The organism is Actinomadura madurae, from assembly GCF_900115095.1.
In the GTDB taxonomy this organism is placed as follows: Bacteria; Actinomycetota; Actinomycetes; order Streptosporangiales; family Streptosporangiaceae; genus Spirillospora; species Spirillospora madurae.
On sequence record NZ_FOVH01000022.1, the window covers coordinates 77528 to 103878 of the forward strand.

22 protein-coding genes are annotated in these 26351 nt (G+C 71.5%); 13 read left to right on the forward strand and 9 right to left on the reverse strand.

Annotation, left to right across the window (positions count from 1 at the left end; genetic code table 11):
* Positions 1-54 precede the first annotated feature (54 nt).
* Genes BM339_RS41010 through BM339_RS41030 form a run of 5 tightly spaced genes read left to right on the forward strand, consistent with a single transcriptional unit; the run spans position 55 to position 4934 of the window.
* Positions 55-2331 (forward strand): SseB family protein, encoded by a 2277-nt coding sequence (locus BM339_RS41010; RefSeq protein WP_075024350.1) that lies wholly within the window; start codon positions 55-57, stop codon positions 2329-2331.
* Positions 2328-2696, forward strand: coding sequence for a hypothetical protein (locus BM339_RS41015; RefSeq protein WP_021599015.1), 369 nt, complete (start codon positions 2328-2330; stop codon positions 2694-2696). The genes BM339_RS41010 and BM339_RS41015 overlap by 4 nt, the downstream gene beginning before the upstream one ends.
* Positions 2697-2725: 29 nt before the next feature.
* On the forward strand, positions 2726-3478 hold the full coding sequence (locus tag BM339_RS41020) for a LamB/YcsF family protein (protein WP_021599014.1): 753 nt from the start codon (positions 2726-2728) through the stop codon (positions 3476-3478).
* Positions 3475-4089: a 5-oxoprolinase subunit PxpB gene (gene pxpB, locus BM339_RS41025; RefSeq protein WP_075024351.1), complete on the forward strand. Its 615-nt coding sequence runs from the start codon at positions 3475-3477 to the stop codon at positions 4087-4089. Before BM339_RS41020 ends, pxpB begins: the two co-directional genes overlap by 4 nt.
* The gene (locus BM339_RS41030) at positions 4086-4934 is read left to right on the forward strand and encodes a 5-oxoprolinase subunit C family protein (RefSeq protein WP_075024352.1); all 849 of its coding nucleotides are present in this window, start codon (positions 4086-4088) and stop codon (positions 4932-4934) included. The genes pxpB and BM339_RS41030 overlap by 4 nt, the downstream gene beginning before the upstream one ends.
* 30 nt (positions 4935-4964) lie before the next feature.
* On the opposite strand, the gene BM339_RS41035 is transcribed toward BM339_RS41030, so the two are convergent.
* The 3 genes from BM339_RS41035 to BM339_RS41045 all read right to left on the reverse strand — a co-directional run bounded on the left by BM339_RS41035 (position 4965) and on the right by BM339_RS41045 (position 9426).
* A complete protein-coding gene (locus BM339_RS41035; RefSeq protein ID WP_075024353.1) occupies positions 4965-5660 on the reverse strand; it encodes a histidine phosphatase family protein in 696 nt (231 codons plus the stop codon).
* Between the two features lie 73 nt (positions 5661-5733).
* The gene (locus BM339_RS41040; protein ID WP_075024354.1) at positions 5734-6819 is read right to left on the reverse strand and encodes a winged helix DNA-binding domain-containing protein; all 1086 of its coding nucleotides are present in this window, start codon (positions 6817-6819) and stop codon (positions 5734-5736) included.
* Positions 6820-6891: 72 nt separating this feature from the next.
* Positions 6892-9426: an AAA family ATPase gene (locus tag BM339_RS41045; protein ID WP_075024392.1), complete on the reverse strand. Its 2535-nt coding sequence runs from the start codon at positions 9424-9426 to the stop codon at positions 6892-6894.
* A 215-nt stretch (positions 9427-9641) separates the two neighbouring features.
* Here BM339_RS41045 and BM339_RS41050 point away from each other — a divergent pair, with 215 nt between their 5' ends.
* Together BM339_RS41050 and BM339_RS41055 are read left to right on the forward strand one after the other, a co-directional pair.
* Positions 9642-10391, forward strand: a complete 750-nt coding sequence (locus BM339_RS41050; protein WP_075024393.1) for a ribonuclease HII — start codon at positions 9642-9644, stop codon at positions 10389-10391.
* 71 nt (positions 10392-10462) lie between these two features.
* A complete protein-coding gene (locus BM339_RS41055) occupies positions 10463-11095 on the forward strand; it encodes an HhH-GDP family DNA glycosylase (RefSeq protein ID WP_021600223.1) in 633 nt (210 codons plus the stop codon).
* A gap of 13 nt (positions 11096-11108) precedes the next feature.
* Here the strand turns inward: BM339_RS41055 and BM339_RS41060 are convergent, their stop codons facing one another.
* Positions 11109-12548, reverse strand: coding sequence for a TerD family protein (locus tag BM339_RS41060; protein ID WP_075024355.1), 1440 nt, complete (start codon positions 12546-12548; stop codon positions 11109-11111).
* A 124-nt stretch (positions 12549-12672) separates the two neighbouring features.
* On the reverse strand, positions 12673-13308 hold the full coding sequence (locus BM339_RS41065; protein WP_021599851.1) for a TetR/AcrR family transcriptional regulator: 636 nt from the start codon (positions 13306-13308) through the stop codon (positions 12673-12675).
* A 118-nt stretch (positions 13309-13426) separates the two neighbouring features.
* On the opposite strand from BM339_RS41065, the gene BM339_RS41070 reads away from it, so the two are divergent.
* The gene (locus BM339_RS41070) at positions 13427-14968 is read left to right on the forward strand and encodes an MFS transporter (RefSeq protein WP_143118802.1); all 1542 of its coding nucleotides are present in this window, start codon (positions 13427-13429) and stop codon (positions 14966-14968) included.
* Positions 14969-14973: 5 nt separating this feature from the next.
* Here the strand turns inward: BM339_RS41070 and BM339_RS41075 are convergent, their stop codons facing one another.
* Positions 14974-16023 carry a lipoate-protein ligase LplAB gene (locus BM339_RS41075; protein ID WP_024936798.1) on the reverse strand — a complete coding sequence of 350 codons (1050 nt, stop codon included), beginning with the start codon at positions 16021-16023 and terminating at the stop codon, positions 14974-14976.
* A gap of 323 nt (positions 16024-16346) precedes the next feature.
* Between BM339_RS41075 and BM339_RS41080 the strand changes: the two genes are divergently transcribed.
* The 3 genes from BM339_RS41080 (at position 16347) to BM339_RS41090 (ending at position 18476) form a co-directional block, all read left to right on the forward strand.
* Positions 16347-16631: a winged helix-turn-helix transcriptional regulator gene (locus BM339_RS41080; protein WP_021594200.1), complete on the forward strand. Its 285-nt coding sequence runs from the start codon at positions 16347-16349 to the stop codon at positions 16629-16631.
* A gap of 74 nt (positions 16632-16705) precedes the next feature.
* Positions 16706-17263 (forward strand): carboxymuconolactone decarboxylase family protein, encoded by a 558-nt coding sequence (locus tag BM339_RS41085; protein WP_075024358.1) that lies wholly within the window; start codon positions 16706-16708, stop codon positions 17261-17263.
* Positions 17264-17510: 247 nt separating this feature from the next.
* On the forward strand, positions 17511-18476 hold the full coding sequence (locus tag BM339_RS41090) for a pirin family protein (protein WP_075024359.1): 966 nt from the start codon (positions 17511-17513) through the stop codon (positions 18474-18476).
* A 2-nt stretch (positions 18477-18478) separates the two neighbouring features.
* Here BM339_RS41090 and BM339_RS41095 read toward each other — a convergent pair whose 3' ends face one another.
* On the reverse strand, positions 18479-19432 hold the full coding sequence (locus tag BM339_RS41095; protein WP_143118803.1) for a hypothetical protein: 954 nt from the start codon (positions 19430-19432) through the stop codon (positions 18479-18481).
* A gap of 165 nt (positions 19433-19597) precedes the next feature.
* Between BM339_RS41095 and BM339_RS41100 the strand changes: the two genes are divergently transcribed.
* Both BM339_RS41100 and BM339_RS41105 read left to right on the forward strand, forming a co-directional pair.
* Entirely contained in the window at positions 19598-20476 is an 879-nt protein-coding gene (locus tag BM339_RS41100) for a serine hydrolase (protein ID WP_075024360.1), read from the forward strand.
* Between the two features lie 109 nt (positions 20477-20585).
* Positions 20586-21287, forward strand: coding sequence for a DoxX family protein (locus BM339_RS41105; RefSeq protein ID WP_021594195.1), 702 nt, complete (start codon positions 20586-20588; stop codon positions 21285-21287).
* Between the two features lie 60 nt (positions 21288-21347).
* Here the strand turns inward: BM339_RS41105 and BM339_RS41110 are convergent, their stop codons facing one another.
* Together BM339_RS41110 and nrdR are read right to left on the reverse strand one after the other, a co-directional pair.
* The gene (locus tag BM339_RS41110) at positions 21348-25238 is read right to left on the reverse strand and encodes a vitamin B12-dependent ribonucleotide reductase (protein ID WP_075024361.1); all 3891 of its coding nucleotides are present in this window, start codon (positions 25236-25238) and stop codon (positions 21348-21350) included.
* A gap of 122 nt (positions 25239-25360) precedes the next feature.
* Entirely contained in the window at positions 25361-25831 is a 471-nt protein-coding gene (gene nrdR / locus BM339_RS41115) for a transcriptional regulator NrdR (protein ID WP_075024362.1), read from the reverse strand.
* Positions 25832-26351 lie beyond the last annotated feature (520 nt).

The window sequence follows — 26351 nt, forward strand, 5'->3', positions numbered from 1 at the left end:
TTCGGCTACCGTCGAGTACGGCATCCTCCCCGCGGACGTGAAAGTGGATCCCGAGTGGACTGGAACGACTTCGCCCAACGGCTGACTCTGGAGCTTTCACGCCTGCCCGTCACGTCGTTCCTCATCGTGCAGGGGCCCAGCGGGTTGCCCTATGTCCAGGCCATGAGGTCGGAGGGCGCGCTGGACGCCGAGGCCGTCGGAAGCGCGTTCCTGCCCCGTCCGCTGGCACCGCGCCAGGAGCGGCGGCTGAGGGCGCTCGGCTGGGAGCCGCCGGACGAGGAGGAGCGCAAGAACTGGTGGGACCGGCTCACCTTCCGGGAGCGCGGCGGGCGTGCCTCCACCGAACTCCTGGAGGCGTGCGCCCTTCTCGCCGGGCAGATGATGGGCGCGTTCCGCGACGTCTACCGCATCGAGTCCCCGCTCGAACTCGTCTACCAGGCGAGCAGATCCGGCCCCGACGGCGGGCCGCTGGCGCTGCCGGGTCTCGGCATCCCGCTGGCCGTCCCCGAGGAGCAGGGCCGTTCCGGGCAGGCGGCGTCCCGCCGGGCGCGTCCCTCCGGATCCACCCTGGAGAGGGCGCTCACCGAGGCCCGCGAACGCGGTGACCAGCACGGGTACCTGGAGCTTCTCGCACGCGCGGTCCTCTACCTGCCCGCGTCCGGCGATCCGGAGGCGGCCGGGCAGCAGTTCGCCACGGCCCAGTTCGGCGACGGCACGTTCATCCTCGCCTTCACCTCCCCCGAGGCGATGGATCGTTCCCTCCAGGGGCAGGCGGTCCATCACCGCCAGGCGACGCTGGCGGAGCTGTCCCGGCGCTGGCCGCACCCGGAGTGGCAGCTGGCCGTGAACCCGGGCCTTCCCAGCGCGTGCTACCTGGACGCCAACGCGCTGCTCGAACCCGAGGAGCCGCGCCGGGCCGCGCCCACGCCGCCCGCGCCCACGGACGTCCACGTGGCGGGCCCGTCCAAGCGGACCCGCGGCAAGGCCGCCCGGCGGGACCCGGCCGCGGGACGCCGGGCCCCCAAGTCGCCGGAGAGCCCCGAACGGGCCCGGACCGGACCGGAGGTACCCTCCGAGGCTCCCGCGCCGTCACGGGCGGGCACAGCCCCGGCGGGCACCTCACCCGCGCGCCGACCTCCCGCTCCGGCGCCCCCGGCTCCGCCGCCGCCGGTGGCGCCGTCCGCCGCGGCGCCACCGGCCGCCGCGCCAACGGCTCCTCTCCCGCCGGTTCCGGCTCCGGCTCCGGCTCCACCAGCCCCGGCCGCGCGGCCGGCGGCTCCCGCCCCGCGTCCCGCGCCCGCCCCGCGTCCCGCGCCCGAGCCGCGGACTCCCGAGCAGCGGACTCCCGAGCAGCGTCCCGCCCCTCCTCAGCCGGCCCGCGCCCCGGAGGCCCCGGCGGCGCGGGAGACGCCCTCCGACCAGCGGCGCCTGCCCTCGCGCCCGTCCGGTGCCCCGGTGAACCCGTCCCGCGAAACGCCGAGCGACCCCCACGGCCTCCCGGTGGCGCCCCTCTACGGCCAGCGCGATCGCGACAAGGCGACCACCCGGCAGCAGAGCATCCCCACTGCCGCGGCCCAGGCCGATACCCGTATCGGAGGAGCGGGATCCGCTCAGGAGGTCCCTCCTTCCGGGCATGGCGGGCAGGGCGTCGTCCAGGACGCCCCGAGCCCGGCCCCGAGCAGGCCGGGCGCACGAGACGCCGCGTCCAGGCACACAGCGCAGGACGTCCCTGTCGCGGGTCACGGACGTGGCGGCGCGGGGGGCAAGCGCGATGTGCCGGCGACGCCGCCGCAGAGCGCGCCGTCCCCCAAGGAGCAGCAGCCTCCGGACAGGGCGTCCCAGATCGTGGTGATGCAGAAGGTCCTGCGGCCGGAACATGTGCAGCACTACCTGGAAGGCGGTTACGACCTCGTCGCCGGTTACGTGCACCGGTTCCAGGACCTGCGGGAGATCAGGACACCCGCGGCACTGATCCGGGCGCTCGGGCTGGTGTACGAGGGGTCGCCGTTCTCACCCGCGGACGAGCAGGTCTTCGTCCTCCGCTGGCCGGCGGTCAAACCGGCCCTGTTCCGGCGCCCGCTGGGCGGGATCGACGAGTGGAGCATGGGGATCATCCCCGGCGGCTGGGTGATCGAGAAGGCGCCGTTCCCCGGCTCCGGCTACGCGCCCGGCGACGGGCCCGCCATCCCCGAGTTCAAGATCGAGAGCCAGCGGCTGCCGCACGCCGCCGAGATGTACCGGCTCGACTCCGAAGGCGCGGAGACCCTCGTGGCGGGTTACGACGCCGACCTGCGCAGGTGGGTCGTGAAGCGGCCGGGAGGACACCGGTGACCATCAGGCACGGCTTCTACGCGACCTGGCGGGGCACCGAGTACGAGGCGAGCCCGGACGAGGACCTCGTGCGGCTCTACGCCACGCGGCAGGCCGAAGGGTTCCGTCAAGTCGCACCGGACAGGTACGTGCGGGTGGTGCCCCTGTCGGAGGTCGACCAGCTCCGGTACGTGACGACGCACTGCACATGGCGTGGCGAACCGTTCGTCGTCCTGGGCGAGCACGACGGCTGGTTGCGCGTGGAGTACAGCGGAGGCAAGGCGCCACTGGCGGAGGCACTCGGGCTGGAGCTCTTCGACCGGGGCGTGTACCAGGCGTGGGCGTCCGAGCACGAGGTCGAGGGTCTGCACGAGGAGACCGTCTGAGGCACGCGGATCGGTGGTAGGTCTTGGGCATGGCGGTCATCGACATCAACGCCGACCTCGGCGAGGGGTTCGGCATCTGGGAGCTGGGCGACGACCTGGCGCTGCTCGACGTCATCACGAGCGCGAACGTGGCCTGCGGTTTCCACGCCGGCGACCCGTTGATCATGCGCCGGGTGTGCGCGGCGGCGGTCGAGCGCGGGGTGACCATCGGCGCGCAGGTGTCCTACCGGGACCTGGCCGGTTTCGGTCGCCGCGAGATGGACGTGGCCGCACCGGAGCTGACCGCCGAGATCCTGTACCAGCTCGCCGCGCTGGACGGCATCGCGCGCGTCGAGGGCGGGCGGGTGGCCTACGTCAAGCCGCACGGGGCCCTCTACAACCGGGTCACGCGCGACGCGGCGCAGGCGCGTGCGGTGGCCGACGCGGTACGGGAGTACGACCCGTCACTGCCCTTGCTGACCCTCCCGTCGTCCGCGGTGCGCGACGTCGCCGACGGGCTCACGGTGGTCACCGAGTGCTTCGCCGACCGTGCCTACACCCCGTCCGGGGCACTCGTGTCCCGCCGCGAACCCGGCGCGGTCATCCACGACCGGGAGGCAGTGGTGGAGCGCGCGGTACGCATGGCCGTGAAGGGCACCGTCGTCGCCGTGGACGGCAGCGAGGTCGCGTTGAAGGCCCGGTCCATCTGCGTTCACGGTGACACGCCCGGTGCGGTGGCGCTGGCCCGGTCCGTCCGGTCGGCCCTGTCCGACGCCGAGGTCGCGCTGGAGCCGTTCGCGTGAACGTCCTGCGGGCCGGTGACCGGGCCCTGCTCGTCGAGACCGGCGACCTGGCGACCGCGCACCGGCTGAACGCCGCGCTGAGGGACACGCCGCTCCCCGGCGTCGTCGACGTCGTCCCCGGCGAGCAGACCGTCCTGGTGATCGCCGGCGCGTCGGCCGATCTGGACCGGATCGCGGCGGGGGTCCCGCGGCTGCGGCTGCCCGGCGACGCCGAGGGGGACGCGGAGCCGGTGGAAATTCCGGTGGTCTACGACGGCGAGGACCTCGACGAGGTCGCCGACCTCACCGGGCTGTCCCGCGACGAGGTCGTCCGCCGCCATTCCGCGGCCTCGTACACGGTCGCCTACCTGGGGTTCTCCCCCGGCTTCGGCTACCTGTCGGGGCTGGACCCGGCGCTGCACGTGGCGCGGCGCGAGTCTCCCAGGACGTCTGTGCCGGCCGGCTCGGTCGCGATAGCGGGACCGTACGCGGCCGTGTACCCGTCCCGGTCGCCGGGGGGCTGGCGGCTGCTCGGGCACAGCGGCCTGCGGTTGTGGGACGTGTCGCGCGACCAGCCGTCCCTGCTCCGGCCCGGGATGCGCGTCCGGTTCGTGCCCGAGGAGCGTCCTTGATCGAGGTCGTGCGACCGGGGCCGCTGGCGACCGTCCAGGACCTCGGCAGACCCGGCCGCGCCCACCTCGGCGTGCCCCGGTCCGGGGCCGCCGACGAGGGCGCGTTCCGGCTGGCCAACCGGCTCGTCGGCAACCCCGAGAGATCGGCGGGCGTGGAGTTCACCTTCGGCGGTGCGGCCCTGCGCTTTCGTGACCGCGCTTGGGTCGCGGTGACCGGGGCGCCGGTGCCGGTGCGCATCGACGGCCGTGCCTGCGGGACGCACGCACCGTGTCATGTGCGGGACGGTGCCGTCCTCGAACTCGGCACGCCCTCGGCAGGACTCCGGAGCTATCTCGCCGTGCGGGGTGGTGTGGTGGTCGATGAAGTGCTGGGGAGTCGTTCCACCGACCTGCTGTCCGGTCTGGGACCGGCGCCCCTCTCCCCTGGCGACCGGCTGCCGGTCGGCTCGGTCGAGAACCTCGATGACATCACCGTTGACGTCGCGCCGGCGCCGCCTCTCCCTGAGATACCGGTGTTGCGCATCATCCCCGGGCCGCGTGATGACTGGTTCACCGAGGACGCCATGGTCACGCTCACGTCCAAGCAGTACGAGGTGTCGCCGGACAGCAACCGCGTAGGCGTCCGGTTGGACGGACCGCCCCTCGTCCGCGCGCGCGACGGCGAACTGGGCAGCGAAGGCATGGTGACCGGTTCGCTCCAGGTTCCGCCCAGCGGGACGCCGATCATCTTCCTGTCCGACCATCCGACGACGGGCGGGTACCCGGTGGCCGCCGTGCTCGCCTCCGCCGCGATCGACGTGGCCGCGCAACTCCGTCCCGGGCAGAAGCTGCGTTTGCGTCTCTAGGTCGGTTCGGTCTCTAGGTCGGTTCCGTCTCTAGGTCAGCGGTGCCGGGGCGGACCAGTCCAGATGGGAGACGTCGTTGAACCCGCGGATCGACGCCAGGCCGCCGAGCCGCACCAGCCGCGAGATCGACCCGTTGTCGGGGGCGAGGAACGCGAACAGCCTGGCGCCCGTGGCCGACGCGAGCGCCTGCGCGATCACGCCGCCGTGGGTGAAGACCGCGATCCGGCCGCCCGCGTGCGCCGCGGCGAGCCGGGTCATGCTCTCCTCGACACGCGCGGCGAACGCCTCGGAGTCCTCCGCACCCGGGATGACGTCCCAGCGCTCTTCGGCGAACATCCGCTGGGCCACCGGGTCGTTCTCGGCGACCATCTTGCGGAACAGCCCGCCCTCCCACTCGCCCAGGTGGACCTCGCGCAGCCCGGCCTCGACCTTGGGTTGCAGGCCGAGTCGGCGGGCCAGCGGCGCCGCAGTCTCCTCCGTGCGGCGCAGAGGTGTCACGTAGAGGGCGTCCAGGTCCTCCCCGGCGAGGCGCTCGGCGACCCGCTCGGCCTGTTCGCGGCCCTCGGGGGCCAATTCCGGGTCGCCCTGGCCGTTCACCAGCGGGAACGGCCGGTCAGGATGCGCCGGTGCCGAGGCGCCGTGCCTGATCAGGAGCACGTCGGTGGCGCCCTGCGGGGCCTCGTAACGTGTCTGCCGGTACTCGTTCGGTTCGTCCCGCTCGTCCACGCTGGGCACCCTAGACGACCATGGTGGACGCGGTGTGCGGCGGGGCTCGCTTCGCCGGGGGAGGCCCGCGCGGTCAGGACAGCAGAGGCTTGAGGCGGTTCGTCTCGTCCTTGAGCGGGCCCGCGGGGATGTCCTCGAATGCGGTCACGGCCAAGTCGCCGTTCTTGGCGTCCCAGACGCCGGCGACCCGTCCCCCGTACAGGACGACCGGGGAGATCCAGCCGGCGGCTCGGCTCGCCTTGCTCCTGTGCTCTGCGGGCACCAGGTACGTCGCGCTCGTTCCGGCGCCCAGCACGTACTGATCGAAGGCTCCGAGAAGCCGGACGGAATCCGTCGGCCGGGTCTCCATCAACTCGTCCTTGTGCTCCTCCAGGACGAACATGGGTTCGCCCTCCACCTCGACGGTGGCCAACTCGTCCTCTGCTGCGGCGAACCAGGCCTTGAGGTCCTTTTTGCGGTTCTGCTTGCGCATCAGCCAGTTGTCGAACGCGTCGGCGGTCGCAGGACCGTGAGCGCCCAGGTACGCGTGGATCACAGTGCGGGCGGCGTCCTCCACCGCCGGAAGGCCCGCCCAGCCGGGCAGCCATCGGGCAGGTGAGGTGAACGTGACCCTGTTGCCCTGCGGGGGGCCGTAGCAGAGCACGCCCCACCAGGCCAGCGGCTTCAGCAGCGTTCCCCAGCCGGAGCCGAGCACGTCGGCGAGATGCTGCGATCCCGTCCTGTCCACGACGGCCCGGGTGAGTTCCTCACGGGTGAGCGCGGCGCCCTCGGACAGGGCGTCGGTCGCCGCGGCCGCGATCGCCTCCAGGTCGGCCGGGGTGGCGCCGAAGGTCCGCTGCCAGCTCCCTTTCTCCCAGTGGCGGGCGGCCGAGCAGAGCACGAGATGCGCGGCGGCCTGGTCGGCGGGCAGGAGGTGCAGGGTGCCGCGCGCCGCCCATGTCTTGACGAGCGTCCGCTCGTCCAGCAGCGCCCGTGCCACCTCGCCTGCGACGGGGGTCCGCTGGCGCACCGCGACGGCGAGCTCGGCCGCGGAGGCGACCTGCGCCTGCACGCCCGCCAGCCGCCGGGCGATGTCCAGCGCGGGGACTTCCTCCGCCTGCTCGACGTACTGCCGCCGCATCCGCCAGGCCAGCACCTGATCCCACGTCACCGAAGACATGCCCCGATTACACCGCAGCCCACCGACGGTCTACGCACCCTCCGGCGGACCGGGTCAGGCCAGGCGATGGGGTCAGGCCAGGCGGTGGGTCAGCTCGCTGAAGGCGTCCCGCACATCGTCCGTGGTGAGGAGCGTCAGGTCGGCGGTGGTCGCCGCGGATCCGAGCCGCGCCGCTCTGAGGGCACGGCACGCGCAGGCCTTCTCGTACATGGAACGGGCGAAGCGGCCGTTGCCCAGCTCGTCGATGCGGCCCGTTCCACACGCGCGCTGGAAGACGAGGGCGAGGTCGTCCAGAGCACGCTCCTCCCATCGGTCACCCCCCTGCTCGGCGATGAGCTGCGCGATACGGAGCAGTTCGTCCGGCCCGTAGGAGGGGAAGTCCACGCGCACGTCGAAGCGGGAGGCGAGGCCGGGGTTGGACGACAGGAAACGGCCCATGTCCGCCTCATATCCGGCCAGGATGACCACGAGGCGGTCACGGTCGTCCTCGGCGCGCTTGAGCAGTGTCTGCACCGCCTCCGCGCCGAACGCGTCCCCGCCGGAATAGCCGGGGTTGCTGAGCGCGTACGCCTCGTCGACGAACAGGACGCCGCCCAGGGCCGAGTCGATGACCTTGTTCGTCTTCAGCGCCGTCGCGCCGAGATGTTCGCCGACGAGGTCGGCGCGCTGGGCCTCGACGACCTCGGGCCGGGCGAGGAGGCCGAACGCGGCGAAGATGCGGCCGAGAACCCGGGCGACGGTGGTCTTGCCCGTGCCCGGCGGTCCTGTGAAGACGAAGTGGCGTGTCGGCGGACGGGTGACCAGGCCCTGCTCCTGCCGCATCCGTGCGACCTGGAGCTGGGCCGCGATCTCCCGGACCTGCCGCTTCACCGGCTCCAGCCCGATCATCGCGTCGAGCGAGCCCAGCGCCTCGTCCAGCGTCGGGGTCTCGGCGTAGCCGCGGAACCGTTCGGTGACCTCGGCGAAGGCGGTCTCGACGTCTTCGGCGCGCACGGTGACCAGATCGTCGGCGGTGGGTCTGGCGGGCTCTCCGGACGCCGAGACGGACTCGACCACGCGGACGTCCCGCGCGCGCGCCGCCGCCTCTGTCAGCGACCGGACGAACCGTCCGTTTCCCAGATCGTCGATGATGCCGCGCCGTTCGACCTCGTCGAAACGGTCCGCGAGTCGTCTGCGGGCCTCCGCGTCCAGACGGTCGTCGCGGAGGCCGGTGTGGTACTCGGCGATCTGCAGCAGCTCCGAGGGCCGGTAGGACGGGAAGTGCACGCGCGTGCCGAACCGGGAGGCGAGCCCGGGATTGGAGTCGAGGAACTCGGCCATCTGTGCGTCGTACCCGGCCAGGATGATGACGAGGTTGTCGCGGTCGTCCTCGGCGCGCTTGAGCAGCGCCTGGACCGCCTCGTCACCGAACCGGTCGGGCTGCCCTTCGGCGGAGTTGACCAGGCTGTACGCCTCGTCGATGAACAGCACCCCGCCCAGGGCGGAGTCGACGAGCCGGTTGGTCTTGATGGCCGTGGCCCCGAGGAACTCGCCGACCAGGTCGGCACGGTGCGCCTCGACCAGGGCGGGCTCAGGGAGCAGGCCGAACGCGTAGAAGATCTTGGCCAGCACGCGGGCGACGGTGGTCTTGCCGGTCCCCGACGGCCCCACGAAGACGAAATGCCGCATGGGCTTCTCGGTGGGCACCCCCGCGGCCGCACGCATGTGCGCGGCCTCGATGGACGCGGCGATGGAGCGCACCTGCCGCTTGACCGGCTCCAGCCCGATCATGTTCTCCAGTTCCGCGAGCGCGTCCGCCACGGAGATGTCCGGTGACTCGTCCGTCCTGCGCTCCGGGGGCGCCTGCCGTTCGGGGACGGACGCGGCATCGGCCGCCTGCGCCGCGGCACGCTGGTCCGGGACCCCCTGCGCGGCCGTGGCACCGGTGTCCTCACCGGTGGGACGGCGATCGGGCCTGGCCGGCCTGTCCGGCCGTTCACGCGGCCCCGCCATGCCGTCCCCTTTCGGGCTGGCCTGCTCCTGCACCCAGCCTGTCTCGTACGCCTCCGCGGGCACCGTGCGCCTGGCCCGGTCCCAGCGGTAGGCGAGGACGGCCAGCGCCGCCGCCCAGCCGGGCGCCACGCCCGCCGCCGGCAGCGGATGCGCGAGCGCCGCCGCCACCACTCCCGCGGCGGCCAGGGCCAGGAGGGTCGTGCGCCACGGCGTGTAACCGCGCAGGCGGTAGGCGACGAACGCGACGGGCGCGGCCAGGGCGCCGAGGAGCACGGCGGGGTTCAGGTACAGCGGCGTCCCGTCGTCCGGGTAGAGCCCGCCCAGGGGGACCGACACGCCGAGCCACGCCAGGATGACCGCGACGACCGCCATCCCCGTGGGCGAGCGCAGCGTCAGGTGGACGACGACCACCGCGATCACCGTGAACGCGGCCGCGCCGAGGATCGGCCCGCCCAGGACGACCGTCGCGGAGAGCACCAGGGCGAGGAGCAGCACCGCGCCCAGGAACCGCAAGCCGGGAGTGACCTGGAAGTAGCGCCACCGCAGGCGCTCGAAAAGATCCCGCGCCGCGGCGTCCTTCGCCGGGCGGGAGCGGGACCTGCCGAACAAAGCCATCAAGAGCGAGTAAAGCGCAGGACCGCCCGGAACGGGACTCCCCCGGCCCGGTTCGTTGCGTTCTCCCGACCCTGCCTGGTGCGGAACCGAACGCACCCGGCGCGGGGGCCACGACATTCGTCCTGTCCAGAAGTCCGGGCCCTACGATCGGTGACGCGAGCCGTCACCTGCCTGAAGGAGATCCCTTGACCGACTCCACCGGCGCCCTGCCTGGCATGGTGCCTCCGCCCGCCGCGGCCGAAGGCGTCTCGCGCGTCGCGGGCTACGAGATCGAGGAGGAGCTGCTGGCGGCGCCCTCCGGGAGCGGTGCCGCCGTGCGGATCGCCGGGGTGGACGAGGTCGGGCGCGGCGCCTGGGCGGGCCCCGTCGTGGTCTGCGCCGCGATCACGGACCTGAGCCCGCCGCCCGTGCTGCCCGGACGCGGGAAGAAGACGGTCGCGCTGACCGACTCCAAGCTCCTCACCGAAGCCCACCGCGCGTCGTTCGCCGAGCTCCTCCCCGGATGGCTCGCCGGTCACGCCGTCGGCGCGTCCAGCCCCGAGGAGATCGACGAACTGGGCATGACCGAGGCGCTGAGGCGCGCCGCCGTCCGCGCGCTGGAGGCACTGCCCGTCCGGCCCGACGTCGTCATTCTCGACGGAAAGCATGATTTCCTGAGCCGTCCCTGGCGCGTGCGGTGCGAAATCAAGGCGGACCAGAGGTCGGTCACCGTCGCGGCCGCGTCCGTCCTTGCGAAGGTCCACCGTGACCGGCTCATGGCAGAACTGGACGGTGAATTCCCCGGGTACGGGTTCGCCGACAGTGCCGGGTACCCGTCACCCGTCCATCAGAAGGCTCTCCAGGAGCACGGGCCTACACCCCACCACAGGCTTTCGTGGTCCTATTTGGATGACCTTCCACAATGGCGTCACCTGAAGAAGCACCGTGACCCGCTCGCGGGAGAAGGCCAGCTCAGCCTCCTCTGACACCGCCTCGCGCCCGTGCGATGAGTCATCCGCACCGGCTCGGGTAGGCGGCAGCACAGGAGGTACATGCCATGGATGCCGTCGTCAAGAAGCTGATGCACGAGTCCGGCGGTACGTTCGCCGAAGAGGCCGGCATACCGCTGAAGGACCAGCCGGCAGCGCTCTTCAAGCTGCTGGTGCTGGCGAACCTGCTGAGCGCCCGCATCTCGTCCGACATCGCCCTGTCCGCGGCGCGCGAGCTGTTCGACGCCGGGGGCGGGACGGCACGCGGGATGGCCAGACTGACCTGGCAGGAGCGCGTCGACGCGCTCGGGCGCGGCCACTACGTCCGCTACGACGAGAGCACCGCCTCCCGGCTGGGCGACATGGCGGAGATGGTCCAGGACCAGTACCAGGGCGACCTGCGGCGGCTCGCGATAGCGGCGGAACGCGACCGCAAGAAGGCGTCGGACCTGCTCCAGGAGTTCCCCGGCATCGGCCCCACGGGCGTCGACATCTTCTGCCGTGAGGCGCAGGCCATCTGGCCGTGGCTGCGCCCCTACGTCGACGACCAGGTGAGGAAGGGCGCCGAACGGCTCGGCCTGCCGGCCGACCCCGACGAGCTCGCCGCGAAGGTGCCGGACAAGGACCTCGCCCGGCTCACGGCCGCGCTCGTCAGGGTGGCCCGCGACAAGAAGCTCGCCGACCAGCTGAAGGCCGCGTAGCCGCGGCGGGCGGTCAGTCCTTGCCGCGCGACGCGACCCACTCCAGGTTCCACCCGTACGCCTGGTCGACCGTCATCTTGCCCCAGCGCGGCCGGCCGGGCGGCGGGAGGACGTACCGGCCCTCACGGCGCACGACCAGCTCGCCGTTCACGTTCTCGATGAGCGCCAGGACCGCGTCGCGGGACGCGTCCATGCAGTCGTTCATGCGCATCTCGATGGGCGCCGCGTTCACCGGGAACAGCGTGGCGACGGCGTCCAGGCCGCGGAAGTCGTCGGCGCCCTCGTAGATCTCGGCGAACACCAGGATCCGCTTGAACTCGGCCGTGTGGTCGAGGTTGATGTGGAGGTTCTCCCCCGAATCGATCGCTCCGGTGCGGTCGTCCTTGTCGAGCTGGATGAACGGAGCGCGGTTCAGCGCGCCCATGTCGCCGAGCGCGTGGATGATGCCCTTGCGGCCGTCCTGCAGCTCCCAAAGGCAGCACAGGTCGAGGTCGAGGTCGACGCCGCGGCGGCGCTTGCCGAGCCGTCCCTTCGCGACGCCCTCGCGCGCGCTCCAGTTCAGGTTCACGCGCATGTGGCCGGACGTCGCGCCGTGCTTGGTGAGGGACACCGACGGGGAGTTCTTCGTCAGCGAGATCTTGCCGTCCTGCTGCTGCGGCTGGGGCTGCTGGGGCGCCGCCGGAGGAGGGGGCGGAGGCGTGTACTGGCCAGGGGGCGGCGGCGGAGCGTACTGACCCCCGGGCGGAGGAGGAGGCGGCGGCGCGTACTGCCCGCCTGGAGGCGGCGGAGGCGTGTACTGGCCGCCGGGCGGCGGGGGCGGCGCGTACTGCTCCTGTGCCGGCGGGGGCGGCGGGGCCTGCGGCTGCGGAGGCGCGGGCGGGGGCGGCGGCTGCGGAGGCGCGGGCGGGGGCGGCGGGGCGGCCTGGCCCGGGTCGTCGACCGAGATCCCGAAGTCGCCGGCCAGGCCCGCGAGCCCCGAGTCATAGCCCTGGCCGACGGCCCGGAACTTCCACGCGCCCTGCCTGCGGTAGAGCTCGCCCAGTACGAACGCGGTCTCGCTCGTGGCACCCTCGCTGTCGAACCGTGCGACCTCGGTTCCGGCCGCCGCGTCCACCACGCGCACGTACAAGCCCTGGAACTGGCCGAACGTCCCGCCGTCGGAGGACGCGGCGATGACGATCTTGTCGATGGCGGGCTCGACGCGGTTCAGGTCGACCGCCAGGATGTCCAGGACGGTCGGACCCTGCTGCTTGCCCTCGTGCCGGACGGCTCCGGACGCGTGCGCGGGCTGGTTGTAGAAGACGAAGTCGTCGTCCGTCCGCACGCGGCCCGTCTCAGCGAGCAGGAGCGCCGACGCGTCCGCGTCGGGCACGCCGGGCCCACCCTGCCAGCCGAGTTCGACCCGTACCGAGGGGACCGGCACCGCGGTGTTGGCGCCCTTCTGCATCGACATGAACGCTCCTCAACATCGATCGATGTCACCAACCTAGAGGCAGTCGCACGGCCCCGCGACCTGCCATGGAAGGATGACGCACGGCAGGGTCGGCGAGTTCCGTTCCGCACGGCGCGGCACGGCCTCAACCGGCCGATTCGGTGGGCGGCGCACCGGGGAGCGGCGCCGGCTCGGGGGTGCGCAGGCCGTCCAGGACGATCCGCAGGTTGCGGTCCCACTGGTGCTCGCTCGCGTGCAGGCCGACCGTGTGGTCCCCGGTGGAGACGGAGACCAGCAGGAACGCGACGTCCTGCCACGCGATGTCCGCCCGCATGGCGCCGGCGTCCTGGGCCCGCTCCACGAGCATGTGGATGCGCTCGCGCAGTTCCGCGCGCGCGTCCCCGAGGGCGCCGCCCAGGGCTTCGCTGATATCGCACAGTTCGTTCCGGAGCGTGATGTAGGCCGCGGCGAAGTCGCAGAAGCCCTTCCACGGGTCGGGATCGGCGAGCCCCTCGTCGCCCTTCTCGATGATCTCGCCCATGACCTCGGCCAGGACGGCCTCCAGAAGCGCCTCCAGCGTGCTGACCCGCCGGTAGAACGTGCCGACGCCGACCCCGGCGCGGCGGGCGATCTCGTGCGCGGTGACCTCGCCGCCGATCTCACCGGCGGCCTCCCGCGCCGCCTCGACGAGGCGCTCCAGGTTGCGCCGGGCGTCGGCGCGCGGCCGGCGGCCGGAACCGTCGTCCAGCAGCCGGTCCACGGCGCTCCGGGTGCCCTCCATGCCGCGATCCTAGCCATAAGCGGACGCTTACAGTCCGATTCAAGTGGACAGCAGCGGTCCGGTTACGCTAGCTTCATCGAAGCGGACGCCACCGGTCCGCTTAGCGAGAGGATTGATCATGGCATCGGACCGCTCCCCCGCCATGAGGATCTCCGCCCTCGCCGCGGGATTCGTGATGGCGAGCGTGGACGCCACGGTGATGCAGATCGCCGGGGCGACGATCCAGCAGCGGCTGGACGCGCCGCTGGCCCGGCTCACCTGGGCCGTCGACGGCTACGTCCTGGCGTTCGCGGCCCTGCTGATGCTCGCCGGCGGCCTCGCCGGCCGGCTGGGAGCGCGGAGGGTCTACCTGTGGGGCATGGCGGTGTTCTTCGCCGCGTCGCTGGCCGCCGCGCTCGCACCGGCGATCGGGGTGCTCATCGCCGCCAGGATCGTCCAGGGCGTGGGCGCCGCGCTGTTCATGCCGAGCTCCCTCGCGCTGCTCCTCAGAGAGTTTCCCGACCCCCGCGGCCGCACCCGCGTGCTCGGGCTCTGGTCGGCGATCGTGTCCGCGTCCTTCGCGCTCGGCCCGACGGTCGGCGGCGTCCTCGTCGGCGCCTTCGGCTGGCGGAGCATCTTCCTGATCAACCTGCCGTTCGGCATCGCGGGCATGGTGCTGACCCGCCGTTTCATCACCGCCGCCCCGGGCCGCCCCGCGTCTCTGGGCGTCCCCGGCCACGCCCTGCTGGTCGCCGGGCTCGCCGCGCTCAGCTTCACGCTGATCGAGGGACCGCATCAGGGATGGGTCTCACCTCCGGTCCTCGCCGCGGCCGGCGTGGCGCTGGTGACCGTCCTGCTCCTCCCGCTGCGAGAACGCCGCGCCCGCATCACCGTCATGCCGTGGACCATGTTCCGCGACCGGCCCTTCACCGGCGCGAACGCCGTGGGGCTCCTGTTCAACGCGGCGTTCTACGGAACGCTCTTCCTGGCGGGGCTGTACTTCCAGCACGCCGCCGGCGCCGGCCCGCTCAGGGCGGGGCTCCAGATCCTGCCGCTGACGGTCTTCATCCCGCTCAGCAACCTGGCGTTCGCGCGCCTCTCCGAACGCATCCCGAACGGCCCCCTCCTCACCGGCGCGCTCCTGCTCGCCGCGGCGGCCTCCTTCGCGCTGACCGGCATCACTCCCGCGAGCCCGTACTGGGCGACGGGTGCCGCCCTCGCGGTGACCGGCATCGCGGGCGGCATCGTCTCACCCGCCATGACCGCCGTCATGGTCGACGCCGCGGGCCCGGAGAACGGCAACGTCGCCGGTTCCGTCCTCAACACCGGCCGCCAGGTCGGCACCCTGATCGGCATCGCGGCCATCGGCGCCGTCCTGGGCGCGTCCTCCGGCTGGACGACCGGCGCGACCATCGCGTTCGCCCTGATCGGCACGTCCTACGTCATCGCCGCCGGGATCGCCTGGCGCCTGATAACCGCAGAACCCGCCCGCCGAAGCCGCGACCACCCCACCACCACCGGCCAGGCGGCCAAAGCTTGGTCGCAGACCGTGATCGCCAACGCCTCCCACGGCCACCCGGCCGGCTCGGGCGGGTCGGCCGGGTCGACCCGGGTCGACCGGGTCGGCGACCTGCACGACGACCGCCCGGGCGCGGAGAGGGACGCGACATGCGGACCGTGAGCCGGTCAGGGAACCCTGGCGGTCCAGCCGGACGTGCTGAACTTGTCGGTGACGTACTTCTGGGCCAGGCGCAGCTCGTCGTCGCTCACCCGGTCCCGGGTCAGGCCGTACCGCGAGCGGAAATGGCCGATCATGCGGTCGATGATCTCTTCCCGGGGAAGGCCGGTCTGCCGGCGGAGCGGGTCCACGCGCTTGACCGCGCTGGCGATCCCCTTGTCGGAGACTTTCTCCCGCCCGATCCGCAGTACCTGGAGCATCTTGTCGGCGTCGATGTCGTACGCCATGGTCACGTGGTGCAGCACCGCGCCCGCGGCGAGCCGCTTCTGTGCCGCACCCGCGATCTTGCCCTGGTCGGAGGTGATGTCGTTCAGCGGCTGGTACCAGGCCCTGATCCCGAGCCCGCCGAGCGCGCCCAGCACCCAGTCGTCGAGGAACGCGTAGCTCTCGGCGAACGACATGCCCGCCACCAGCGTCTCCGGCGCGTACAGCGAGTAGGTGATGGTGTTGCCCGGTTCGATGAACATGGCCCCGCCGCCGCTGATCCGGCGGACGACCTCCACCCCGTGCAGCTTCGCCGCCCCGGCGTCGACCTCGTTGCGCAGCGATTGGAAGCTGCCGATCACCACCGCCGGCGACGCCCACTCCCAGACGCGCAGCGTCGGCGGTCGCCGGCCCGCGCCGACCTCCTCCGCGAGCACCTGGTCGAGCGCCATGTGCAGGGCCGGTTCCTGCGGCGGCTCGTGGATCAGCCGCCAGTCGTGGTCGCGCCAGTCGGACGCCCGCGCGACGGCCCTCCGCACGGCGATCCCCACGGCCTCGGCGGTGATGCCGAGCATCACCGTCTCGCGCGGCAGGGCCGCCTGCACGCGCACGCCGATCGCCCGCGCGTCGAGCCCCGCCGGAAGCCCCTCCAGGGCACCGTTGATCGTCTCCAGAGCCTCGTCCGGCTCCAGAAAGAAGTCGCCGCTGATCCTGGGGGATCGCAGCAGCCCGTCCACGACATCGACATCAGCGACGACAAGCTTGCCGCCAGGAACCTTGTACTCACCGTGCATCACGTACAAGTGAACCCCGCCGCCCCACACTCTCTTCCACACCACCCCACCGCACGCCCACACCACAGCACAGCACCGCACGCCCGCACCACCGCACCGCACCTCCGCACCACCGCACCGCACGCCCGCTTCACCGCACATCCGCGGCATCGCACCGCGCGTCGGCGGCGCGGTGTCGGGGGTTGGTGCGACGGTGTCGGGTGTTGGTGGGCGGTCGGTCGCTGTTACGTGGGGGCGGCTAGTGTTTCGGCTACCGACTTATCGGAGGGGGTATGCCAAGACCGGGAAGGCCTGTCCGCGGTTCGGGCGGTGGGCGTCCGCTCATGGCCGCTCTCGATCTGTTCGGCCGGCGGTGGACGCTGCGCATGATCTGGGAACTGCGGGACGCCCCTCTCGGCTTCCGCACTCTGCAGCAGCGGTGCGACGACATGTCGTCCAGCGTCCTGCGGCAGCGGCTCCTCGAACTGACCGACGCGGGCCTCGTCCACAAGACCCCGGAGAACCTGTACGCCCTCACCGACCTGGGCCGGGACGTCCACGAGGCACTCCGTCCCCTGTCGCGATGGTCCGACCGGTGGGCCGAGTCGTTCGACGCCGACACCCCTTGACCTGCCACCCCTCTTGCGCTTCGGTTTTCGAAGCAGCACACTGCTTCTAAAATCGAAGCACCCGGAGGAGCACCATGCCGCGCATCGCCCCGCTCGACCCCCCGTACTCACCGGAGATCGCCGCCGCCCTGGCCAAGTGGATGCCGCCGAACGTCACGCACGACCCGCTCGTTCTGTTCCGCACCTTGCACCGCGCCCCGGAGCTGGCGTCCCGAATGCGCGTCCTGGGCGCCGGACTCCTCGCCCACGGCAGCCTTCCCGCCCGCGACCGCGAGATCGTCATCCACCGCACCTGCGCCCGCGCCGGCTGCGAGTACGAGTGGGGCGTCCACGCCGCGACGTTCGGTATGGCCACCGGACTCGGCCCCGAACAGATCGAGGCGACCGTGTCCGGCGCCTCCGCCCCCTGGTCTCCCAGAGAGTGGCTCCTGCTCAGCGCGGTCGATGAACTGCACGACTCCGCCCAGATCTCCCGGCCCACCTGGGACGCCCTCACCGTCCACTATGACGAGCCCCAACTGCTGGAGCTCCTTGTCCTCGCCGGCTGGTACCGCGCCATCGGTCAACTGATCAACACTCTGGAACTCGACAACGAGCCCTGGGCCCGCCCCTTCCCCACTCCGCCCACCTGACCGGCTGGCAGCCGCCCTGTCCGATCCAGCTGCTCGGAACTCGTGGCCGGGCGGCCCGCCACCCTGCGGTTCATCGCCGGCATGCCGGGGGTGTTCGAGGCTGAGCTGCACCACGCTCGTCAGCTCGCCGCGTCGAAGAGGGGCCCGGTGTACACGAACGCGCATGCCACCGGGTACGGAGCCTGGCGGTTCACCGGAAGGCCGGATAGGGCATCGTTGAGGGGTGGCGTCTCGGGAGGGCGGTTCGGTGAGCAATCTTGATGTCCGGCCCAAGCCGGTCGAATGCGGAGGCCGCGACCGGGTGCCGGGGCGGCCGGTCCATGAGCTGTTGCCGCCCCGCCGGGTGCCGCTTGGTGAGAGCACGGTCGTCCGGAGGCTGCTGCCCAGCCTGGGTCGGCGCATGGTGGGCGCGTGGTGCTTCGTCGACCACTACGGGCCGGACGACATCGCCGACGAGCCAGGGATGCAGGTGCCGCCCCATCCGCACATCGGCCTGCAGACGGTGAGCTGGCTGCACGGCGGCGAGGTGCTGCACCGCGACAGCCTGGGCAGCCTGCAGACCGTCCGGCCGAAAGAGCTCGGGCTGATGACGTCGGGACGGGCCATCGCGCATTCGGAGGAGTCGCCGCGCGGGCACGGCCCGATCCTGCACGGGGCTCAGCTGTGGGTGGCGCTGCCGGATTCGGACCGCTATTCCGAGCCCGCGTTCGAGCACCACGCCGACCTGCCCGTCGTGGACGGTCCTGGCTTCCGCGCCACCGTCATCCTGGGTGATCTGGACGGGGCGGCATCGCCCGGCACGGTGTTCACGCCCATCGTGGGGGCGGACATCGTCCTGGACGACGGAGCCGACATGCGGCTGCCCGTCGATCCGGACTTCGAATACGCGGCGCTCACCATGTCCGGCGTCACGGAGGTCGACGGGATGCGCGTGGAGCCGGGGTCGATGCTGTACCTGGGATCCGGACGCCGGGAACTGCCGCTGAGGGCCGACGGCGAGAGCGGTCTCCTGCTGCTCGGCGGTGAGCCGTTCGAGGAGAAGCTCGTCATGTGGTGGAACTTCGTCGCCCGGACGGGAGAGGAGATCGCCCGGGCCCGCGAGGACTGGATGACGGGCGACCGGTTCGGCACCGTGCGCGGCTACGACGGCGCCCCGATCCCGGCTCCGGCCATGCCCGCCACACCCCTCAAGCCGCGCGGTCGCACCCGCTGAACTCATCTGCGCACGTAATTCGTCAGGACGGTCATCATCAGGACGCCGCCGGCGATGGCGAGGCCGTGCTGGACGAGCGTGACGGCCGGGTACTCGGCGGCCGCGTAGTCGCCTGGACGGAGAACCGCCACCGCGAGCTTCCAAGAGCTCCACGCGAACAAGGAGCCCGAGGCGACGAATCCCAGGGCCATCGGCACCCAGACCGGCATGTTCGGACGGGCGGAGGCGATGGCCCAGACGCTCCAGATCCCGAAGAGTGCCCAGAGCGCTGAGTTCGCCATCAGGAGCCGGGTGTTGAGGTCGACGAGGTCGTGGTGTGCCGGGTCCAGGCCGCGCGTACCGCCCAGCGACCAGTACGTCCAGAGAACGGCCGGTATGGCGGTGACGGCGGTCAGCGTGCGCACGCGGCGGACGGTCGCCGGCTCGCGGTCGGCGAGACGTCCGAGGAAGGCGGCCGGCCAGCGTTCGCGCATGTAGATGGGGAGGGCGACGGCCAGCCCCACCGCCATGCCGGTGAATCCGATGCCGATCAGCAGCAGTTCCCAGGACGGCGCCGCGTCGCCGCCCGAGTCTCCATCGTCGCCGCCGGTCTTCACACCCGCCGCACCCAGGAGGGCGCTGAGCAGTCCGTAGGGCAGAAGAGGGATCAGGAACCCACTGCCCGTCCACGCGAGGACGACCAGGGGCGCGTCCGAGGTCCGCCATCGCCGGCCGTGCGCCAGGACCAGCCCCAGCGCGACCCCGGTCGCGGACATGCCGACCGTCACCGTGTTGAGGACGATCCAGTCCGTGTCGCCGAAATCGGCGGCGGCGTGCCCGAGGAGGGCGACCACGACCCAGACGATCTTCACGGCCAGGTACAGCGACAGCGACGCGGCGGCGCCGTACCCCGCGAGGCGCCGTACCGCGCTCCACCTCGGCCCGACGGCCCCCGGCACAACGGGCATCTCACTCATGAGCCGAAGCCTGGCGTTGACCGTCATGCGGCGGCCTCCCCCGCGCGGGTCATCCGCCTCCCCCGTCCGGCCGAGCCCTCCCGCCAAGGTGAGAGGGGGGTAACGGTGGGGTAACACGCCGCTCGCGAAGCTCACGATCATGCAGACCGAGGCAGGAGCGCGTCCGTGAGGCGCGCGGGGTTTCTCGCCGCCGTGGCGCTCGCGGCGACCGGCATACTCGCCGCGGGGTCGCAGGCGATCGCCTACCGGCCCGCGCCCGTCCCCCTCCCGACGGTCATGACGATGACGCCCACGCCGAAGCCCACGACGCCGACGTTCCAGCGCGACGCGCTGACCCGGGCGCTCGACGCGTACCTCGATGACCGTCCCGGACGCCTGTCGGTGTCGGCGCGCGACCTGACCACCGGCCTCTCCTACACCTACGGCGGGAGCCTGCGGACGGCGACGGCGAGCATCGTCAAGGTCGACATCGTCATCGCGCTCCTCCTCAAGGCCCAGCGCGAGAAACGCACCCTCACCCCCACCGAGAAGGCACTGGCCGAACGTGCGATCACGGTCAGCGACAACGCCGCCGCCACGGCACTGTGGCAAGCGATCGGCGGCGCGGACGGCCTGGCGTCCGCCAACCGGAAGCTGGGCCTGCGCGACACCGAACCCGGGCCGGGCACTTCCTGGGGCTCCACCACGACGAGCGCCGCCGATCAGGTCAGGCTGCTGACCGCGCTGACATCGGACGAAAGCCCGCTCCATACCGCGAACCGCCGGTATGTCCGCCGCCTGATGGGGGACGTGGCGCCGGAGCAGGCCTGGGGTGTGAGCGTCGCCGGGTCCGACGCCGAGCTGAAGAACGGCTGGCTCCCCCGCGACAGGCACGGCGGCCGCTGGACGGTCAACAGCATCGGCATCGTGCGAGACGGCGACCGTACCCTCCTGCTCGCCATCATCTCCGAACGCGGCACCACGATGCGGGACGGCATCGAGACCGTCGAGCACGTCTGCGAGACCGTCGCCGCATCCCTCGCCCAGGTCTCCGGCGACCGCTGACCGGGCCTCTCGCGACCGCTCTCACCTGCGGTGTTCGCGGTTTTCGCGCGAAGGCCGTCATACTCTCCGTCGAAACAGGGCCATTTCCACGCGCAAAGGAGACGACGGCATGCGCTCTCGGCCGCTGTACGACGTCGTGGCAGTGCTCGCACGGCTCGGCGTGGGCGTCGTCTTCATGGCGCACGGCTGGCAGAAGATCGAGGCGGGCGTCACCGCGACGAGCCGCACGTTCGACACGCTCGGCGTCCCGCTCCCGACCGCGGCGGCCGTCTACTCGGCGTTCGTCGAACTCCTCGGCGGGGCCGCGCTGATCGCCGGGCTCGGCCTGCCCGTCACCGGCGCCCTGCTGTTCATCGACATGGCCGGCGCGTTCGTGTTCGTCCACGCGGACCAGGGCCTGTTCATGGTGGACGGCACGACCGTCCAGAACGGCTACGAGCTCGTCCTGGCCCTGGGCATGGCCAGCCTGGTGTTCGCGGCGGGCGGCGGCGGCCGGCTGACCCTCGACCAGTGGGTCATCGGACGGCGCGGGCGGCACCCCGCCGACGATGACGACGACAACGACGCGGCCAGCTTTGTCGAGTCCTTGCGCCAGGCCGAGATGCAGCCCGCGAAGCGGCCGCGGTCACCGCGCCGCCCGAAGAACCAGCCGGAGCCCCCCGCGCTGCCGGAGGGCACCGACACCGCGGCGAAGGACCCCGCCGACACCGAGGACGACGTGCTGGTGGCGGGCCGCCGCAAGTCCCAGCGCCGCCGCGCCGCCACCACCCAGCCGATCAAACGCGGCGACGACAAGAACCCCACCACCTGACCCACCACGCGAAACGGCCGGGACCCCGGTCTCCCGGAGCCCCGGCCGTTCACCGGATCGTCAGCTGCAGCCGCTGGTGGAGCCGCAGCCCTCGCAGACGTAGCAGCTGCCCGCGGGGCGCATCTTCGTTCCGCAGGTGAGGCAGAGCGGCGCGTCGGCGGTGCGGCCCTGGCGGCTCTCGATGACCTCCATCGAGGAGTGCGCCTCGGCGGCCGGGGCCGGGGCGGGCGCTGCCGGACGGGTGATCTCGGCGGACTGCGCCAGCGACTCGTGGTCGACCTCGTCCTCGGCGTGCAGGGCGGCCGGGTCCTCGCCGTTGGCCTGCATCGCGCGCTCCTCGGCGGTGAAGATGCCGAGGCCCGCGCGCTCCTCGTACGGCAGGTGGTCCAGCGCCAGCCGGCGGAAGATGTAGTCCATCACCGAGGTCGCCATGCGGATGTCGGGGTCGTCGGTCATGCCCGCCGGCTCGAACCGCATGTTGGTGAACTTCTCCACCCACGTCTCCAGCGGGACGCCGTACTGCAGGCTGATGGAGATCGCCATGGAGAAGGCGTCCATCACGCCGGCGAGCGTGGAGCCCTGCTTGCCGAGCTTGAGGAACACCTCGCCGACGCCGTCGTCCGGGTAGGACGACGCGGTCATGTACCCCTCGGCGCCCGCGACGGAGAAGCGCGTGACCGTCGCGGGACGCTGCTTCGGCAGCCGCTTGCGGACGGGACGGGCGACGACCTCGGCCGGCGCCTCCGCGGCGGGCTCGGCCTTCTTGCCCGCGGCGGACAGCGGCTGGCCGACCTTGCAGTTGTCACGGTAGATCGCCAGCGCCTTGAGCCCGAGCCGCCAGCCCTCGAAGTACACCTTCTCGATGTCCTCGATCGTGGCCTGCTCCGGCATGTTGACGGTCTTGGAGATCGCGCCGGACAGGAACGGCTGGACGGCCGCCATCATCCGGACGTGCCCCATCGGGCTGATCGCCCGCTCCCCCATCGCGCAGTCGAACACCTCGTAGTGGTCGGGGCGCAGGCCGGGGGCGTCCACGACGTGGCCGTGCTCGGCGATGTACTCGACGATCGCCTCGATCTGCTCCTGCGGGTAGCCGAGCTTCTCCAGCGCCCGCGGCACCGTCTGGTTGACGATCTGCATGGATCCGCCGCCGACGAGCTTCTTGAACTTCATCAGGGCGAGGTCCGGCTCGATGCCGGTCGTGTCGCAGTCCATCATCAGCCCGATCGTCCCGGTCGGGGCGAGCAGGCTGGCCTGGGCGTTGCGGTAGCCGTGCTTCTCGCCGGCCTTCAGGCAGTCGGCCCACTGCTTGGCGGCGGCGGCGTGGATCGCCTTGTCCATCGCGTCCAGCGTCCGGATGCCGTCGTTGGCGGCGGCGTGCTTGCGCATGACGCGCTTGTGCGCCTCGGCGTTGCGCGCGTACCCCGCGTACGGCCCGACCACGCCGGCGATCTCCGCCGACCGCCGGTAGGCGACGCCCGTCATCAGCGACGTGACCGCCGCCGCGAGGGACCGTCCGCCCTCGGAGTCGTAGGCGTGCCCGGTCGCCATGAGCAGCGCCCCGAGGTTGGCGTAGCCGATGCCGAGCTGGCGGTAGTCGCGGGTCGTCTGCGCGATCTTCTCCGTGGGGAAGTCGGCGAAGGTGATGGAGATGTCCATCGCCGTGATGATCAGCTCGGTGAGCTTCACGAACTTCGCGACGTCGAACGTCCCCGCGTCGGTGAGGAACTTCAGCAGGTTGATGCTGGCGAGGTTGCAGGACGAGTTGTCCAGGCTCATGTACTCCGAGCACGGGTTGGACGCGGTGATGCGCCCGGTCTCGGGGTTGGTGTGCCAGTCGTTGATCGTGTCGTCGTACTGGATGCCCGGGTCGGCGCACTCCCACGCCGCCTTGGCCATCAGCCGGAACAGGTCCTTGGCCTTCACGGTGTCGACGACCTCGCCGGTCATCCGGGCGCGCAGCCCGAACTCGCCGTCCGACTCGACGGCGTGCATGAACTCGTCCGACACCCGGACGGAGTTGTTGGCGTTCTGGTACTGGACGCTGCCGATGTCCTTGCCGCCGAGGTCCATGTCGAACCCGGCGTCCCGCAGCGCGCGGATCTTGTCCTCCTCGCGCGCCTTGGTCTCGATGAACTCCCCGATGTCGGGGTGGTCGACGTCCAGGACGACCATCTTGGCGGCCCGGCGGGTCGCGCCGCCCGACTTGATCGTCCCCGCGGACGCGTCGGCGCCGCGCATGAACGACACCGGGCCGCTGGCCGTCCCGCCGGAGGAGAGCAGTTCCCGGCTGGAGCGAATGCGGGACAGGTTCAGGCCCGCGCCGGAACCGCCCTTGAAGATGACGCCCTCTTCCTTGTACCAGTCGAGAATCGACTCCATCGTGTCGTCCACCGACAGGATGAAGCAGTTGTGCACCCGGATGTTGTCGCTGAGGAACTCACCGCTCTCGGTCTGGATGTCGTAGACCTCCATGGTGCCGAGTTGCTCGATCTGCGCGATCTGCAGCCGCTTGGTCGCCTTGGCGGGACGTCCCGGCTTCTCGAAGCCCTTGTGCAGCTTGAGTGCCTTGACGGGGTCGATGAAGCCGATCTCGTCCGCGAAGATCCGGCGGTCCCCGGCGTTCTGGATGCGCAGCGTCCAGCACGGCTTCTGTTCCGGGCGGTTCGGCTTCTTGACGCCCACCCGGGAGAAGATGCCGAAGCGCAGCAGGAGTCGCTGCATCCCTCGGATGAGCTTCTCGGAGATCATGTCGACCTCGACGACCGTGGACGACTCGCGCTCGGACACGAATCCTTCGGCCTGGAAGATGCTGCGCAGATAGCAGGCGACGGTGGGGAGCGATGCCGTGAAGAGCCGCTCCGGGACGACCATGTCGACACCCCGTGCGAGAAGCCCCCATTCGTCGACGTACTCCTCTAGGGGCTTGCCGTAGAGCCGGGTACGGCGGCAGTCGAGGGCGGCGTCCTGCGTCTCGACCGTGCGCTCGTGGCGGTGGACACCCGGGAACACCGCGTTCAGGTGACGGCCGACCCACTCCAGTTCGGCGTCGGTCACCGTCATGGCCTCGATGGTCAGCGACCGGTTCGTCCCGGTCTCGTACCGCCCCACGAACCCGTCGGACTGCAGCCAGCCCGCGAGCGCGGCCTCCGACATCTCACGAGGAGAGATCTCCGCGTCGCCGAAGGCGTCCCGCCTGTGCCATTCGAGCAGGTCACCGGTCTTGAGCTCGCCGGCCTGGACGAAGCTCCCCGTGCCGTCGCCGGTCGCCTTCCAGACGAGGTGGTCGGCGGTGACGTCCAGCGTGTAACCGGCCTTCGTGTGGATCCGCAGGACGTCCTTGCGGCCATTGGCCTTGGTGGCGACGATTCGCGTCAGCCCAGAGGCGTCATAGACCTTGGTGCCGACCATGTCGTCCTCGACGAGCTTGCCGATGGGAATCAGGCCGGCGGGCGTGCTCACCAGCGATTCATAGGGCAAGCAGGCGCTCACCTGTTGAGGGGACTTGGTGCCGACGTTGAACCACACGGGGGAGTTGAAGCTGAACAACTGGTGGACGAGGGCGTACTTCAGCTCGTGGTCGAAGACCTCGGCGTCCTGCTCGGAGGCGAAATACCCCTCCCGGAGACCCGTCTCCACGTACATCCGGGCGACGCGGTCGACGAGCTGCTTCAGGCTCCATTCCCGCTGCGGCGTGCCGACGGCGCCGCGGAAGTACTTGGACGTGACGATGTTGACGGCGTTCAGCGACCAGAAGTCGGGGAACTCGACGCCGCGCTGCTCGAAGTTCACCGAGCCGTCCCGCCAGTTGGTCATGACGACGTCACGACGTTCCCAGCGCAGCTCGTCGTACGGATGCACGCCGGGCGTGGTGAAAATGCGCTCGACCTTCAGCCCTTTGCGGCCCCCCTTGCCGCGCCGTGCCGCCGAGCCGCTCACCGTCTCCGTCATGACCTTCCCCCTCTCGGGCCCTCCCGCCGGGCCCTGTTCAGGAACAACCCCGCCGCCGCGCGGGCCATGCCCGCCCGGAGGCGCCTTCTACATGTGCTGCTGTGTGTTTCCGGCCCTGTCCCCTACCGGGACGGGCCGGGCTCCCCCGAGGAGGCCTTCCGCAGTGTCTCGATCTCCTTGGCGAAGTCGTCCAGCGATTCGAAGCTCCGGTAGACCGAGGCGAATCGCAGATAGGCGACCTCATCGAGTTCGCCGAGCGGCCCCAGGATGGCGAGGCCGATCTCGTGCGAGGGGATTTCCGCGGAGCCGGAGGACCTGATCTCCTCTTCGACCCGCTGCCCCAGCTTCGCGAGCGCATCCTCGTCGACCGGGCGGCCCTGGCAGGCCCTGCGCACCCCGGCGATGATCTTTTCTCGGGAGAACGGCTCGGTGACCCCACTGCGCTTGGCCACCATCACGAGCACATTCTCCTGCGTCGTGAATCGCTTGCCGCATTCCGAGCACGACCGGCGACGCCGAATGGCGCCCCCGTCGTCGGTCGAACGACTGTCGATCACTTTGGTGTCAGGGTTACGGCAGAACGGGCAGTGCACGTTGGACCCCTCCCCTGACGTAAACGAGTTACACCGATGTGAGTGCCATATATAGGGAACTACATCGATGTGACTACTAGATGTTGTGGTCAACCGTACGGCTCGCCGCAGGCGTTCGCAACCTGATCCGGAGCCTCCCGAGCCACATCCGCCACGTCCGCGCAGGTCACCTCCGACCTCCCCTTTTTCCCGCCGGGCGTGTCGTCACCCACCGTCCCCACCCCCCATGCCACCGTCACAAACCCCCCCAATCCCCGACCCCACCCATCGCACCCGCCAGCGACATAGGGCGTCGTCGGTGAAGGCACGGGTCCAGGACGCCGCACAGGGGGCCGGGTGAGGCTTCAGAGCCGACGTGAACGCCTCGCACGCGCCGGTACGCTCGCCAGCACCCCTCAAGCCTCGGGGAGCCACCCTGAGAGGGCACGTGTACCCGCCGGCTTGCTGGGGGGCGGTTCGGCGATGGTCGCCTCGTGCGCGACTCCGGACCCGGCGGCACGTCTCCCAAGGAGCGACCCTC

Bases quoted from the DNA above. Each gene is read 5' to 3' on its own strand.
- BM339_RS41020 (WP_021599014.1), top strand. From the start codon at position 2,726: ATGGCGGTCATCGACATCAACGCCGACCTCGGCGAGGGGTTCGGCATC.
- BM339_RS41040 (WP_075024354.1), bottom strand. From the start codon at position 6,819: ATGTCTTCGGTGACGTGGGATCAGGTGCTGGCCTGGCGGATGCGGCGG.
- BM339_RS41045 (WP_075024392.1), bottom strand. From the start codon at position 9,426: ATGGCTTTGTTCGGCAGGTCCCGCTCCCGCCCGGCGAAGGACGCCGCG.
- BM339_RS41050 (WP_075024393.1), top strand. From the start codon at position 9,642: ATGGTGCCTCCGCCCGCCGCGGCCGAAGGCGTCTCGCGCGTCGCGGGC.
- BM339_RS41055 (WP_021600223.1), top strand. From the start codon at position 10,463: ATGGATGCCGTCGTCAAGAAGCTGATGCACGAGTCCGGCGGTACGTTC.
- BM339_RS41060 (WP_075024355.1), bottom strand. From the start codon at position 12,548: ATGTCGATGCAGAAGGGCGCCAACACCGCGGTGCCGGTCCCCTCGGTA.
- BM339_RS41065 (WP_021599851.1), bottom strand. From the start codon at position 13,308: ATGGAGGGCACCCGGAGCGCCGTGGACCGGCTGCTGGACGACGGTTCC.
- BM339_RS41070 (WP_143118802.1), top strand. From the start codon at position 13,427: ATGGCATCGGACCGCTCCCCCGCCATGAGGATCTCCGCCCTCGCCGCG.
- BM339_RS41075 (WP_024936798.1), bottom strand. From the start codon at position 16,023: ATGCACGGTGAGTACAAGGTTCCTGGCGGCAAGCTTGTCGTCGCTGAT.
- BM339_RS41080 (WP_021594200.1), top strand. From the start codon at position 16,347: ATGGCCGCTCTCGATCTGTTCGGCCGGCGGTGGACGCTGCGCATGATC.
- BM339_RS41085 (WP_075024358.1), top strand. From the start codon at position 16,706: ATGCCGCGCATCGCCCCGCTCGACCCCCCGTACTCACCGGAGATCGCC.
- BM339_RS41095 (WP_143118803.1), bottom strand. From the start codon at position 19,432: ATGAGTGAGATGCCCGTTGTGCCGGGGGCCGTCGGGCCGAGGTGGAGC.
- BM339_RS41105 (WP_021594195.1), top strand. From the start codon at position 20,586: ATGCGCTCTCGGCCGCTGTACGACGTCGTGGCAGTGCTCGCACGGCTC.
- BM339_RS41110 (WP_075024361.1), bottom strand. From the start codon at position 25,238: ATGACGGAGACGGTGAGCGGCTCGGCGGCACGGCGCGGCAAGGGGGGC.